This is a genomic window from Micromonospora sp. NPDC049257, assembly GCF_040678915.1.
GTDB lineage: Bacteria > Actinomycetota > Actinomycetes > Mycobacteriales > Micromonosporaceae > Micromonospora > Micromonospora antibiotica.
Genome location: NZ_JBFAQU010000007.1, coordinates 1 through 13,955, shown reverse-complemented (window position 1 = coordinate 13,955; position 13,955 = coordinate 1). Strand labels below are relative to the sequence as shown.

Genomic DNA, 13,955 nt, shown 5'->3' with positions numbered 1-13,955 from the left:
GACACGACCCGGAAAAGCGGCGGTCTGCCGGGTAACGCCGTTACGGTGACTCTATGGCGGGCCGTACCTCTCAGGCGAGTCGGCGACGCGGCGCGTCGCCGCGCGGTACCACGAACAGTCGTGCCCGTCAGCCGGCGAAGAAGACCACCCGGGCGACGGCGCGACGGCGTCCGGCCCCCCGGCCCGCTCCGGCGGCCTACCTGGGTCGTGCCGTCGGGGCACTGTGGATGGGTCTGGCGCACGGGGTCGGGTGGGGGTTCCGGGCCGCCGGTCGGCAGGCGGCCTCGGCCCGGGAGCTGGACCCGGAGCACCGCCGTGACGGTGCCGGGCTGCTGCTGTTCGGCCTGGCCATCCTCAGCGCGGTGGCGATCTGGTTCTCCGGCGCAGGCCCGTTCGGTGCGCGCCTGGCCGACACCGTGCGCCTGTTCCTGGGCGCGATCGCGGTGGTGGTGCCGGTGCTGCTGATGATCGGCGCGTGGCGGCTGATGCGTACCCCGGTGGACCCGGAGCACCGGGGGCGTGGCCTGATCGGCTGGGGTTCCATGCTGGTCGCCACGGCGGCGATGCTGCACATCGGACAGAATCCGGTCGACCCGGTGCAGCGCGACTACGCCGGTGGCCTGGTCGGCGCCGGGATCGGCGACCTGCTGGAGCGGGGGGTCACCGCGTGGGTGGCCATGCCGCTGCTGATTCTGCTGCTCGTCTTCGGCCTGCTGGTGGTCACCGCCACCCCGATCAACAAGATCCCGGAGCGGCTCGGTCTGCTCGCCGGCACGCTGGTCGCCCCGCCCGACGCCCCGGCGGAGGACGAGGAGCAGGAGGTGGCGGTCGCCCCGAAGCCGGCCCGCCGCCGGCCGGCCCGCAAGGCCGCCCCACCGCCGGTAGACCCGGACGACTTCGCCGACGTCGGCCCGGAGGTGGACCTCCAGGAGACGATCGTGCTGCCCCGCCGGCCGGCGAGCCGGGTGCCGGCCAGCCGCAAGCCGGTGGAGCCGCCGGAGCACTCCGCCCCGCCCACCCGGGCCGAGCAGCTCGCGCTGACCGGGCTGGCCGGCGACTATGCGCTGCCGCCGGCCAACATGCTCACCGGTGGCGCGGCCCCGAAGACCCGCAGCAAGGCCAACGACGAGGTGATCGCCGCGCTGACCGGCGTCTTCGACCAGTTCGGGGTGGACGCCGAGGTCACCGGCTTCACCCGGGGCCCGACCGTCACCCGTTACGAGGTCGAGCTGGGCCACGGGGTCAAGGTCGAGCGGATCACCCAGCTTTCCCGCAACATCGCGTACGCGGTGAAGTCGCCCGACGTGCGGATCCTCAGCCCCATCCCGGGCAAGAGCGCGGTCGGGGTGGAGATCCCCAACACCGACCCGGAGAACGTGGCCCTCGGTGACGTGCTGCGCTCCCGGGCCGCCACCAGCGACCACCACCCGATGGTGGTCGCCCTCGGCAAGGACATCGAGGGTGGCTTCGTGGTGGCCAACCTCGCGAAGATGCCGCACATCCTGATCGCGGGGGCCACCGGAGCCGGGAAATCCAGTTGTCTTAATACATTGTTGGTGTCCATTCTGACCCGGGCCACGCCGGACGAGGTGCGGCTGCTGCTGATCGACCCGAAGCGGGTCGAGATGACCGGGTACGAGGGCATCCCGCACCTGGTCACCCCGATCGTGACCAACCCCAAGAAGGCTGCCGACTCGCTGGAGTGGGTCGTCCGCGAGATGGACATGCGCTACGACGACCTGGCCGCCAACGGGGTCCGGCACGTCGACGACTTCAACCGCAAGGTACGCAACGGCGAGATCAAGGCCCCGCCGGGCAGCGAGCGGGAGATGCGGCCGTACCCGTACCTGCTGGTGATCGTGGACGAGCTGGCCGACCTGATGATGGTCGCCCCGCGCGACGTGGAGGACTCGGTCGTCCGGATCACCCAGCTGGCCCGCGCCGCCGGCATCCACCTGGTGCTGGCCACCCAGCGGCCGAGCGTCGACGTGGTGACCGGTCTGATCAAGGCGAACGTGCCGTCCCGGCTGGCGTTCGCCACCTCGTCGCTTGCCGACTCCCGGGTCATCCTCGACCAGCCGGGCGCGGAGAAGCTGCTCGGCCGGGGCGACGGGCTGTTCCTGCCGATGGGCGCGTCCAAGCCGGTCCGCATCCAGGGCGCCTGGGTGACCGAGCGCGAGATCGCCGACGTGGTGAAGTTCTGCAAGGACCAGCGGGAGCCGGAGTTCCGCTCCGACGTGCTGGCCCCGGCGCAGGAGAGCAAGAAGAAGATCGACGAGGACATCGGCGACGACCTGGACCTGCTGGTGCAGGCGGTCGAGCTGGTGGTCACCTCGCAGTTCGGCTCGACCTCGATGCTCCAGCGCAAGCTGCGGGTGGGCTTCGCCAAGGCGGGTCGGCTGATGGACCTGATGGAGACCCGGGGGGTGGTCGGCCCGTCCGAGGGCTCCAAGGCCCGCGACGTGCTGGTCAAGCCGGACGAGTTGGAAGAGGTCCTCGACGGCCTGCGCGGCGACGTGGACTGACCTGCGCGGGGCCGGTCGGTGCGACGGTCCCACCGGTCGGGTCCGCAACGGACCGTGACCGTGAGCGTGCGACGGTTCGTGGGCGTGGACGTGCGACGGGCCGTGGACGTGCGACGGGCCCGCCGGGATGCCGGCGGGCCCGTTCGCGGGAAGGCGTCAGTCAGCTGTTCATCATGGCGCTGACGATCACCAGGCTGAGGATGATGGCCACCACGTTAGCGGCGGCGGCGTACCAGCCCAGCGGCTTGTCGCCGAGCACCGCACCGACGATGCCGAGCACCAGGCCGATGACACCGAAGATGACCGGGGCGATCAGCAACGCGACGACGGCGAAGACGAACGCCAGGATGGTGCAGATGCGGGCGGCGTTGGTACGCGGGCGGGCGGGTGCGTGGGTGTCGGCCATGACGTCCTCCGTGGTCGGGAACATGAGTGCTGTGGTGATCGATCACTACCCACACCGGACGGAAACTACGCACCCGGCGGCGATATCCCACCCGGCCCGCTGTGGTGCCGGCGCGGAAATTCCGGTCGATCCGGCCGGCCGGTGTGGCAGCATCACCCGGTGCCGGCATCCCGTCGTGACCTGTTGCGGTCGCAGTTCGATCTGACCTGGTCCCTGTTCGAGTACCACCTGGAGCGCCTGGAGGCGGCGGACCTGCTCTGGGAACCCGTGCCGTACTGCTGGACGATGCGCCCGGATGCCGACGGCGGATGGACGCCGGACTGGGCGGACGTCGAGCCCGACCCGGTCCCGGTCCCGACGATCGGGTGGATCACCTGGCACATCGGCTGGTGGTGGACGGTCGCTGCCGACCATGCGCGGGGGCGCAGGCCGCGGGAACGTGACGAGATCGGTTGGCCCGGTGACCGGGACCGGACGGTGGCGTGGCTGGGTGACCTCCGTACCGCATGGTTGGCGGTGTTCGACCAGCTCAGCGACGTCGACCTCGATGCGACCGCGTCGTTCCCGTGGCGGGACGACCCCGCGTACACCGTGGCCCACATGATCGCCTGGGTGAACGCCGAGCTGATGAAGAACGTCGCCGAGGTCGGCCAACTCCGGTTGTTGCGGCACGCGAGCCGGCCCTGACCCGTCGGCCGGTCCCGGGGAGCGGGCTCGGCAGCCGGGACCGGCCGTCCACCGGCAGCCGGCCCGGCCGCGGGCGTGGGGCGGCTCAGTGGAAGAGCTTGAGGCCGACCACGCCGGCCACCACCAGCAGCAGGCTGAGCAGTCGGGGCAGGCTCGTCGACTCGCCGAGGGCCACCATGCCGACCAGTGCGGTGCCGACGGCCCCGATGCCGACCCAGACCGCGTAGCCGGTGCCGACGGGGATGTCGCGCAGCGCGTACGCCAGGCCGGCCATGCTGGCGACCAGGGTGACCGCGAAGACGGCCGAGGGCAGTGGCCGGGTGAATCCGGCGCTGCGGTCGAGGGAGACCGCCCACGCGGTCTCCAGGAGTCCGGAGAGCACCAGCACGATCCAGGCCATCGGGCATCACCTCGGGGGTGCGGGTCCCGGACCGGCCGGGACGAGTCGGTTGGTCACGGGGCGTCTTGGCCTGACCGGGTACGCCCACGACTCGTCCGGGGTGGCTGCGGGCCGGTAGGAGCCGCGGCACCGACCTGCCCACGCGGCCACCACGACCGACGCTAGCACCGCCGGCCGGCGGGGTGGGGTGATCCTCCCCACCACACCTTGAGTTGAAGTCAGCTTGAGGTTGCAGCATGGGGAACATGACGCTGCTCTTCGACGACCGGCAGGTCGCCGCCACCCTGGACGCGCCGACCACCGTCGCGGCGATGCGGGACGCCCTGCTGGCCGCCCACGCCGGCCGGCTCGTCGCCCCACCCCGGGCGTCCGCACCGCTGGCCGGCGGGCGGATGGTGCTCACCGCCGGGCAGCTCACCGACGAGTGGTACGGCTTCCGCTCCTACGACACCCTCGGCCACCCGGCCGGCGAGCAGCTGGTGGTGCTGCACGACGCCCGGACGGGGGCGGTCCGGGCCATCGCCGTCGGCGCGGAACTCGGCTCCCGGCGTACCGGCGGGCTGGGCGCGGTGGCGGTCGACGCCCTGGCCCGCCCGGACGCCACCACCCTGGGCGTGATCGGCTCCGGCGGGCAGGCGTGGACGCAGGTGTGGGCGACCGCCGCCGTCCGGCCCCTGCGCGAGGTGACGGTGCACAGCCGCTCGGCGGCCCGCCGCGAGGCGTTCGCCGCCCGGGTCCGCGCCGAACTGGGAATCCCCGCCCGCGCCGTCGGCTCGGCCGCCGAGGCGGTCCGCGACCGGGACGTGGTGGTGCTCGCCACCACCAGCGTCACCCCGGTGCTGGCGGCCACCGACCTCGCCCCGGGCACCCACGTCAACACCGTCGGCTTCAAGCAGGTGCACCGGCACGAGTTCGGCACCGACCTGCTCGACGCCGCCGAGGTGCTGGTCACCGACTCGCCGGCCCAGGCGGCGGCGTACGACCCGCCGATGTTGACCGCCGTCGGGCCGTACCCGGGACGGTTGCGTGACCTGGGGGCGGTGCTGGCCGGGGCGGTCCCCGGCCGGACCGGCGCGGACCAGGTGTCGGTGTTCTGCTCTACCGGCCTGGCCGGCACCGAGGTCGCCCTGCTGGACCGGCTGGTCCGGGTGGGCGCGACGACGGTCTGACCGCCGGTGTGTCGTCTGCGGCGGGCGGGTGCACCATGATCGGATTGCAATTTTGGCGAGTGTTCCCGGCGTGTCGTGCGCATTTTCGTCATTTGATCAACGATGGGCCGGGCGGCGGGGTGAACCGGCCTACACCGCACGCCGCCGTCGGTCGGGCCCGCTCCCGCGCCCGGTACCCTCGGATGGTGTCTGCCACCCCCACGCCTGACAACGCCGGCCCGACGCCCCGCCGCGACCTGGCGCAGCCGTCCGCCGACGGCCGACGGGTCGCCCTGCTGACCCTGGGCTGCGCCCGCAACGAGGTCGACTCGGAGGAGCTGGCCGCCCGGCTGCACGCCGACGGCTGGCAGGTCACCACCGACGGCGAGGGCGCCGACGTGGTGGTCGTCAACACCTGCGGGTTCGTGGAGAAGGCCAAGCAGGACTCGATCCAGACCCTGCTCGCCGCCGCCGACACCGGGGCCAAGGTGGTCGCCGCCGGCTGCATGGCCGAGCGGTACGGCCGGGAGCTGGCCGACAGCCTCCCCGAGGCGCAGGCGGTGCTCAGCTTCGACGACTACCCGGACATCGCCGCCCGGCTCGACTCGGTGCTCGCCGGCGAGGCGATCGGCGCGCACACCCCCCGGGACCGGCGCGAACTGCTGCCGCTCACCCCGGTCGCCCGGCGGGAGTCGGCGGTGTCGCTGCCCGGCCACGGCACCCCCACCCGGGTCGCGCCGGAGACCGACGCGCATACCCCCGCGCACCTGCGGCAGGTGCTGCGCCGCCGGCTCGACACCGGCCCGGTGGCCTCGCTGAAGCTGGCCAGCGGCTGCGACCGACGGTGCGCGTTCTGCGCGATCCCCGCGTTCCGGGGCGCGTTCGTCTCGCGTACCCCCGACGAGCTGCTCGCCGAGGCGGAATGGCTGGCCAAGACCGGCGTCCGTGAGCTGGTGCTGGTCAGCGAGAACTCGACGTCGTACGGCAAGGACCTGGGTGACCCGCGGGCGCTGGAGAAGCTGCTGCCGCAGCTCGCCGCGATCGACGGCATCGTCCGGGTGCGGGCCAGCTACCTCCAGCCCGCCGAGACCCGTCCCGGCCTGGTCGAGGCGATCGCCACCACCCCCGGCGTGGCCCCCTACTTCGACCTGTCGTTCCAGCACTCCAGCGAGCCGGTGCTGCGCCGGATGCGCCGGTTCGGCTCCACCGACCGGTTCCTGGAGCTGCTGGCCGGCGCCCGTGCCCTCGCCCCCGAGGCGGGTGCGCGGAGCAACTTCATCGTCGGGTTCCCCGGCGAGACCAAGCAGGACGTGGCCGAGCTGGTCCGGTTCCTGACCGACGCGCGGCTCGACGCGATCGGCGTGTTCGACTACAGCGACGAGGACGGCACCGAGGCCGCCGGGCTGCCCGGCAAGCTCTCCGCCGCCACCGTCAAGCGCCGCTACGACCGGCTGGCCGCGCTCGCCGACGAGCTGTGCTCGCAGCGGGCCGAGGAGCGGCTCGGCAGCACGGTCGAGGTGCTTGTCGACACCGTCGACGACGGCGTGGTGGAGGGGCGGGCGGCGCACCAGGCCCCCGAGGTCGACGGCTCGACCACCCTGGTCGCCCCGGTCGGTGGCGGCGTCGACCTGGCCGCGTTGCGCCCCGGTGACCTGGTGCGGGCCACGGTCACCGCGACCGAGGGCGTCGACCTGGTGGCCGTACCGGATGAGATGATCTCGGCGGCGCCCGGCGCGGAACGGTGACGGTGGGCCCGGACGGAGCGGGGGAGCCAGGTGGGGCGGTGCCAGGTGGGCCTCGACGGCCGGAGCGGGGCGCGGCGGTGACCGGGGCGGCGGAGTCCGCGCCGCCGGTGGCCCGGGTGCCGGTGCTCAACGCGGCCAACGGGCTGACCCTGCTGCGGTTGGTGCTGGTGCCCGTCTTCGCCGCGTCGGTGGTCGCCGCCGGGATGACCCACACCGGGTGGCGGATCGCCGCCTGCCTGATCTTCGCGTTCGCCTCGATGACCGACCTGGTGGACGGCTGGATCGCCCGCCGGTTCGGTCTGGTCACCTCGGTCGGCAAGGTGGCCGATCCGATCGCCGACAAGGCGCTCACCGGCGCGGCCCTGGTGCTGCTGTCCGTCTACGACCGGTTGCCCTGGTGGGTGACGGTGCTGATCCTCGTCCGTGAGTTGGGCATCACCGGGCTGCGGTTCTGGGTGATCCGGCACGGCGTGATCGCCGCCAGCCGGGGCGGCAAGCTCAAGACGGCGCTGCAGATCCTGGCCATCGCCTGGTACCTGTGGCCGATGCCGGCCGCCCTGGTCGCCGTCGGCCCCTGGATCATGGCCGCCGCCGTGCTGGTCACCGTGGTCACCGGCTTCGACTACGTCGCCCAGGCCCTGCGCCTGCGCCGTCCCCGCCCCTGACCGGGACTTCCCGGCCCCGCAGCCCGCACCGCGCAGCCCGCGCGTAGCCGGCGTCGATCCCGGGCGGCCCTCCGCGTCGGCTCCCGGCCCCGCGCCGCAATCCCGGGGCGGCGGGACGGCTGTCCCTGCCGCCCGGGACGCCCCGCCCAGCAGAGTCGGCACCGCACCGGCCTCAGTGGCCCGGTGCGGCGTCGGCCCGACCGGGTCGACGCCCGGCGACGGCGGGCGGGGTTGCGCCCGGTGGCGGGAGGAGCAGCGGTGCGGACAGCGACGAGACATGCCCGGGGACGGTCCCCGGGCGGCGGGTGGCGCAGCCGCCGGCTGTGGGCGGCCGGCCTGACGGCGGTGCTGGCGGTCACCATGCACCAGAGTCCGGCCCGCGCCGCCGACCCGGTGCCGTTCGACGAGCAGGCGGTGCACGGGGCGCTGTTCGGGGCCGTCGTGCAACTACGCGACGCCGGGGCCGTCGGCCTGAAGGACGCGCTGCTCACCGCTGAGCTACTCGACTGGCGTACCGGCCAGCCGGGTGCCGACGCGACGCAGGTGGCCGGGCACGTGGCCGCCATTCGGGCGGTCGCCGACGCGGCGGTCAGCGACGCGCGGGCCGAGGACCGGTCCCGGTTCGCGGTGGCGATGGCGGTGCTGGCCCGGCTCGGCGAGTCCACCGGCGCGGTGACCACCGGCCCGGCGGTGCGGGCCTTCCTGGCCAGCACGGTCGGCGCGGAAGGCGCGAACGTGGTGCCGGACGCGTTGAACCTGGTCCGGGGCGGCTACCAGGACGCGGCGTGGAACGCCCGCTCCCGGGACCTGGTCCAGGACACCTGGCGGGAGCTGCACCGGCGGGCCGCCACCGACGACGCGCTGGCCACCGGCTGGGACAGCGCCTTCGCGGGACGGACCGGCACCGGGGTGCGTACCCCGGTCGACGGGTTGCTGGCCGCGCGGATCCACGAGCCGCGCGCCGACGGCAACACCGGCACCCTCGGCTACTACGTGCCGCTGTCCGCGATCCGCGACGTCCGCGGTGACCCGACCGCCTTCAAGGCGCTGGTGCAGGAGCGGGCGTACGCGACGCTGAAGGTGCTCGACGCCGACGGCAACAACCGGATCACCGAGGTGGTCGGCTACGCCAACACGTACCCGCTCAACCAGGACCCGAAGCCGAGCCAGGCGGTGGTCGACGCGGAGAAGGCGAAGACCGAGTCGAACCGCAAGATCTTCGAAGGGCTCGGGTCCACCGTCACGGTGCTGTCCACCCTGGTCGGCTTCGTCGACAAGAAGTTCGGCAAGCAGCTGGAGACCATCGGCAAGGCCGTGGTGACCTCGGTGACCGCGATCAACACGTACGTGACGACGGTGCTCGGGCAGGGGCTGACCATGGCCGCGACGGCGATGGGCACGGCGGTGCTGACCGGCAACCTGCTCGGCGCGGCGGTGAGCCTGATCGGCCTGTTCGCCGGGGGCGGTGACCCGAACGCCGCGATCCAGGCGGAGATCGGCAAGCTGCGCCAGCAGATCGACCGGCTCGCCAAGGGCATCGACAAGCGGTTCGACCGGATCGAGTCGGCGCTCAAGGAGATGTACGCCGGGCTGGTCGCCCAGCTCGACGCGCTCACCAAGGGCCTCGACGAGGTACGCGCCAACCTGGGCCGGATCGCCACCCAGTTGCAGACCATCGAACGCAAGGTCGACTCGATGGCGCTCGCCACCCACGTGGCCCTGGAGAACATCGCCAAGAGCCAGCTCAACCAGGTGATCACCACGTACGTGCACCACAAGGAGATCACCGGGCAGCCGATCCCGGACTACCTGGGCACCTACTACCCGAAGGCCGAGTCGCCGACCTTCACCTTCGCCACCGTCAACGCCTCCGACGAGGGCACCTTCACCGCGCCGGCCGGGACCAGCCTCGCCGACCCGGTCAGCGTGCTCGACACCCACCTGCCCGCCGGTTCGATCAACTACCTCGGCCAGTGGGCGCGTAACCGGGTCGGTGGCACCTGGACCGTCGGCCCGGTCGCCAACGCCGCCGCCTGGACCACCGCCGCCCGGGTCTACAACATCCTGCAACTGGAGAACCCGCAGTTCGCCGCCCAGGTGGCCGCCGGGCGGGGCGACGCCGTCGCCGAGACCGGCCGGACCATCAACGAGCGGGTGCGGCAGTTCAGCCAGCCGACCGCCGACGGCGGCACCAACCCGTTGTTCACCGCGCTGATGGCCGACTACCGCACCGCGGTCGCCGGCTGGAACGCCCAGGTGGAGAACGTGCGCAAGGCGGTGGTCTGGAACGGCAGCGACACCCTGCCGGTGCACGACATGTGGGGCAGCCCGGACCAGGAAATCCCGGCCGCGAACCGGATTCCCGAGGCCGAGTCGATCGGCGGGTGCAGCGCGAGCCGGGTCGGCCGGCCGATCCCGTCGACGGTACGCCGCAGCAACCTGCCCAACGCGTTCCACCTGGCCCGCCACGCCATGCCGCCGGGGCACGCCCCGGAGTTCTCCACCTGCTACGACGCGAACTTCGTCAACGTGGAGGAGCACGAGGGGCCCCGGTTCCAGACCACCACCGGCGACCTCCAGATCACCCTGCGGTCGCGGGTGAAGTGGGCCGGCGGGGACTGGCAGGAGGTGCAGACCGCCACCCGCGTGTTCCCCATCGGCACGTTCTGCTCGTGGGACGTCCGGTCCCCGATCCCGCAGGGCTACTGCTACGACGAGAACAAGTACCTCACCGACCGGTGGGCGGGGACGTACAAGCCGGCGTTCGAGTCGGCGGCGATCCCGGTCGTCGCCACCCAGGCGACGTCCGCCCGCAGCAAGGCCGCCGCGATGCTGTCCGGCCGACAGAAGTACTTCTACCGGGTGATGCGGGCCGGCACCGGGCCGAACCCGCCGAGCAGCGACACCTGGGAGGTGTCCCGGGTGCTCTGGCAGAAGGGCAAGGCGGTCGCGGACGCGCTGCGGCTGTTGCAGGCGTACACCGAGCTGGGCTGGGGCACCGCGCTGGAACTCGACGACAGCCTCGCCGGCTTGCTCTTCGGGGGCAACGGGTTGCCCGCCGACTACAGCCGTCCGCGTAGTGACGCCGACCAGTCGGCCCACCAGCACCTGCGCAACGCGATGGCGCAGGCGGTGGCCAACTACGCCGACTGCGTCCAGACGTTCGACTGGAACCCGTGCGACGGGGAGCGGTCGGGCTTCGACCCGCTGCGTGACCAGGGCCAGTACGGTGCCGGCTGCGTCCAGGCCAGCGTGCCGGACAAGCCGCGTGACCCGCTGAGCGCCTGCCTGGCCAGCGCGGCGTTCGTCCGGGTCGGCCAGCTCGGCCAGCGGTACGACCACTGGTCGTCCCGGGTGCGTTCCGGCGGGCACACCGAGGGGCTGCCGGAGGTGACCGCGGCGACCGACATGACCCGGGCGACCACGGTGAGCATGCATCCGGCGGGCTGACCGCCCACGGACGCCCGACCGGGGAGGGTCCCGCCGGGACCGGGACCCTCCCCGGTCGGGACACCGCCGTGGCCCGATCGCCTCCGCGTCCGCGGCCCACAGATCGTCGGCGACCTTCTGACGACGGGTCGCAGTGCCGGCCCGTCGGGTGCGACGTGGTCGGGTGCCGCCGATCGGTCCCGCCGGCCCGGGACATTCGTCCCGGGCCGGCGGGACGACCCCTGGATGACGATGGTTCGACCGTTCACCGACGACCGCCGGTCCACCCGGCGGTGCCACTGTGGACGGTCGACCACCTACGCTGCGGCGGGGCGGGTGCCGGGAGACCCGCCCCGCCGTCCACGCACCGGCATCCAAGGAGTGATCATGACGCTGAGCGCTGGCGACGACCGACGGATCCTGTTGATCGCCACCAACGACACGTTCTGCCACGTCTACCAGAACCTGGCCGACCTGCTGTCGACCGCCGACCTCGGCGAGAAGCTCGCCGGGGCGGTCGAGTTCTTCGACGTCACCGGCCGACGGCTGCACCCGGTCTTCTCCGCCGACTGGCGGCTGGAGGAGTTGCAGGCCGGCACTGGCCCGGCGGAGCCGGAGGCCGTCCGGAACCGGTTGGCCACGGTGGTCGCGCACGTGACGCAGTACGTCCACGACCACCCGGACGTGCTCGTCCGCTCCCGGATCTCGCTGGAGCGGGCGCTGTCCGAGCTGCCCCGCCTCGACGACCCGGACCTGTCCGAGATCATCGGGGCCCTGCCGGAACACCTCGAACACGACTCCGGCAACTGGCTGCACAACGCCATGCACGCCGCCGGTTGGGCCGACTGACCCACCCGATCCCACCACCGACGACCAACCCCCGGAGGGCCTGCCGTGCCGTCGCCGATCGCCGCGCTGTCCCCGTCCCGCCGGGTCCTGGCCGGGGCGGGCCTGGTCGTCGCCGGGCTCGTCCTGGCCGGGCAGTGGTGGTATCCGCAGCCGGCGGCGCTCGGGCCGGCGGCGCTGACCGGCACGATCGCGGTCGCGTTCACCGCGCTCGGCGGGTTGGTGCTCGCCGGGCTGCCCGGTCACCCGGTGGGCCGGCTGATGCTTGCCGCCGGACTCGTCGCCGGGGCGGCGGTGCTGGCGTTGAGCTGGCCCGCTGTCACCCCGCTGGCCTGGCTGGGGCAGTGGCTCTGGTGGCCGCCGTACGGCCTGATCTTCCTGGCCCTGCTGGTCTTCCCGGACGGCCGGCTGCCGGGCCGGGGATTCCGGCCGGTCGCGGTCGGGCTGGTGGTCACCACGGTGGTGGTGGCTGTGGCGCTGGCGGTGGCCGCCACCAGCGACCCCCGGGGCCTGCTGTTGTCCGCCACGACGGCCGCCGACCCGACCGCGCGGCTGCTGGTCCGGGTCGCCCTGCTGACCGTCGCGGTCGAGTTGCTGCTGGTGGCCGCCGTGCTGGTGGGGCTCGCCCGGCGCTGGCGGCGGGCCGTCGGCGAGGCCCGTCAGCAGTTGGCCTGCCTGCTGGCCGCCGGTGCGCTGTTCCTGCTCGGCTTCCTGCTGGACTGGCTCAACCTCTCCGGCGCGTGGGTGCTGATGGTGATCGCGATCCCGGGCGCGATGACCCTGGCGGTGCTGCGTCACCGGCTCTACGGGCTGGAACAGGTGATCAACCGGACCCTGGTCTGGCTGGTGATGAGCCTGCTGGTGATCGCCGCCTTCGTCGGGGTCGTCGCGCTGCTGCGGGACCTCGTGCTGCGCGGGGACACCTCGAACGCGTCCCTGGTGGCCACCGGCCTGATCGCGGTGACCTTCGAGCCGCTGCGGCACCGGGTGCAGCGTGGGGTGAACCGGCTGCTCTACGGCGACCGCGACGAGCCGTACGCGGTGCTGGCCCGCCTCGGTGACCTGCTGGAGCGGACGGTCCAGCCGGAGGCGGTGCTGCCGCTGCTGACCGGCACCATCGCCCGTTCGCTCCAGGTGCCGTACGTGGCGGTGGAACTCGGCGGGGAGCACGCCGACGACGGGCGGCCCGGCCGGGTGCACGCCGCGCACGGCCAGGCCACCACCGCCCTGGAACGCTTCGACATGGTGACCCACGGGGAGTGGGTGGGGCGGCTGGTGGTGGCCCGCCGGGCAGCCGGTACCCGGTTCACCCCGGTCGAGCGGCGGCTGCTCAGTGACGTCGCGATGCACGCCTCGGTGGCCGCCGCGACCGCCCGGCTGATCCGTGACCTGCGGGACTCCCGGGAGCGCCTGGTGACGGCCCGGGAGGAGGAACGCCGTCGGCTGCGTCGGGACCTGCACGACGGCCTCGGTCCGACCTTCGCCGGCATGTCCATGCAGGTACGCGCGGCCCGCAAACTCGCCACCGCCGACCAGGACCGGCTGACCCGCATCCTCGACGGGCTCGCCGACGACCTGCTCACCTGCACCAGCGAGGTACGCCAACTGGTCGACCAGCTCCGTCCGGCCGCCCTGGACCGGGGGTTGGAGTCGGCGCTGCGGGCCGAGTGCCAGCGCTTCGACGGTCCGACGCTGACGGTCCGGCTGAGTGTCGCCGACGCCCTGCACCGGTTGCCGGCCGCTGTCGAGGTGGCGGCGTACCGGATCGTCGGTGAGGCGCTGGCCAACACGGCCCGGCACGCCGGGGCGACCTGCTGCGACGTGGTGGTGCGCCGGGGCCGGGCGCTGGTCGTCGAGGTGTCCGACGACGGCACCGGTATCGTCGCCCGCCGCCCCGGCGGGGTGGGCCTGGACTCGATCCGGGAACGGGCCGCCGAACTGGGCGGCGACTGCGAGTTCGTCGACCGGTCCCCGCACGGCACCCTGGTCCGGGTCCGCCTCCCCCTCCCACCCCCCGACACCCCCCCCCCCCCCCCCCCCCCCCCCCCCCCCCCCCCCCCCCCCCCCCCCCCCCCCCCAGCCCCCCCGGATAAAGAAGGTTTCG

At 73.5% G+C, this 13,955-nt stretch carries 10 protein-coding genes and 1 riboswitch; of the genes, 8 read left to right on the top strand and 2 right to left on the bottom strand.

What is annotated here, in order from left to right:
- The first annotated feature begins 53 nt into the window (after positions 1–53).
- A complete protein-coding gene (locus tag AB0K25_RS13160; RefSeq protein WP_357534480.1) occupies positions 54–2,525 on the top strand; it encodes a DNA translocase FtsK 4TM domain-containing protein in 2,472 nt (823 codons plus the stop codon).
- A gap of 160 nt (positions 2,526–2,685) precedes the next feature.
- On the opposite strand, the gene AB0K25_RS13155 is transcribed toward AB0K25_RS13160, so the two are convergent.
- The gene (locus AB0K25_RS13155) at positions 2,686–2,931 is read right to left on the bottom strand and encodes a hypothetical protein (RefSeq protein ID WP_208569332.1); all 246 of its coding nucleotides are present in this window, start codon (positions 2,929–2,931) and stop codon (positions 2,686–2,688) included.
- A 159-nt stretch (positions 2,932–3,090) separates the two neighbouring features.
- Between AB0K25_RS13155 and AB0K25_RS13150 the strand changes: the two genes are divergently transcribed.
- The gene (locus AB0K25_RS13150) at positions 3,091–3,618 is read left to right on the top strand and encodes a DinB family protein (protein ID WP_219468516.1); all 528 of its coding nucleotides are present in this window, start codon (positions 3,091–3,093) and stop codon (positions 3,616–3,618) included.
- A gap of 85 nt (positions 3,619–3,703) precedes the next feature.
- Here the strand turns inward: AB0K25_RS13150 and AB0K25_RS13145 are convergent, their stop codons facing one another.
- Positions 3,704–4,018 (bottom strand): SMR family transporter, encoded by a 315-nt coding sequence (locus tag AB0K25_RS13145; protein WP_219468518.1) that lies wholly within the window; start codon positions 4,016–4,018, stop codon positions 3,704–3,706.
- Between the two features lie 54 nt (positions 4,019–4,072).
- A riboswitch (guanidine-III (ykkC-III) riboswitch) is annotated at positions 4,073–4,136 on the bottom strand.
- Between the two features lie 127 nt (positions 4,137–4,263).
- Here AB0K25_RS13145 and AB0K25_RS13140 point away from each other — a divergent pair.
- The 6 genes from AB0K25_RS13140 to AB0K25_RS13115 form a co-directional block, all read left to right on the top strand.
- Positions 4,264–5,187, top strand: coding sequence for an ornithine cyclodeaminase family protein (locus tag AB0K25_RS13140; protein ID WP_363820472.1), 924 nt, complete (start codon positions 4,264–4,266; stop codon positions 5,185–5,187).
- Positions 5,188–5,369: 182 nt separating this feature from the next.
- On the top strand, positions 5,370–6,911 hold the full coding sequence (gene rimO / locus AB0K25_RS13135) for a 30S ribosomal protein S12 methylthiotransferase RimO (RefSeq protein WP_255597929.1): 1,542 nt from the start codon (positions 5,370–5,372) through the stop codon (positions 6,909–6,911).
- 77 nt (positions 6,912–6,988) lie between these two features.
- A complete protein-coding gene (gene pgsA, locus AB0K25_RS13130; RefSeq protein WP_219470779.1) occupies positions 6,989–7,576 on the top strand; it encodes a CDP-diacylglycerol--glycerol-3-phosphate 3-phosphatidyltransferase in 588 nt (195 codons plus the stop codon).
- 258 nt (positions 7,577–7,834) lie between these two features.
- The gene (locus AB0K25_RS13125; protein WP_219468523.1) at positions 7,835–11,026 is read left to right on the top strand and encodes a hypothetical protein; all 3,192 of its coding nucleotides are present in this window, start codon (positions 7,835–7,837) and stop codon (positions 11,024–11,026) included.
- A gap of 366 nt (positions 11,027–11,392) precedes the next feature.
- A complete protein-coding gene (locus AB0K25_RS13120) occupies positions 11,393–11,854 on the top strand; it encodes a hypothetical protein (RefSeq protein WP_219468526.1) in 462 nt (153 codons plus the stop codon).
- Positions 11,855–11,899: 45 nt separating this feature from the next.
- Positions 11,900–13,955, top strand: a 2,056-nt coding sequence (locus AB0K25_RS13115; protein ID WP_363820248.1) for a histidine kinase, incomplete at its 3' end; no start/stop codon positions are given.

Bases quoted from the DNA above. Each gene is read 5' to 3' on its own strand.
- AB0K25_RS13140 (WP_363820472.1), top strand. From the start codon at position 4,264: ATGACGCTGCTCTTCGACGACCGGCAGGTCGCCGCCACCCTGGACGCG.
- rimO (WP_255597929.1), top strand. From the start codon at position 5,370: ATGGTGTCTGCCACCCCCACGCCTGACAACGCCGGCCCGACGCCCCGC.
- AB0K25_RS13155 (WP_208569332.1), bottom strand. From the start codon at position 2,931: ATGGCCGACACCCACGCACCCGCCCGCCCGCGTACCAACGCCGCCCGC.
- AB0K25_RS13160 (WP_357534480.1), top strand. From the start codon at position 54: ATGGCGGGCCGTACCTCTCAGGCGAGTCGGCGACGCGGCGCGTCGCCG.
- AB0K25_RS13120 (WP_219468526.1), top strand. From the start codon at position 11,393: ATGACGCTGAGCGCTGGCGACGACCGACGGATCCTGTTGATCGCCACC.
- AB0K25_RS13145 (WP_219468518.1), bottom strand. From the start codon at position 4,018: ATGGCCTGGATCGTGCTGGTGCTCTCCGGACTCCTGGAGACCGCGTGG.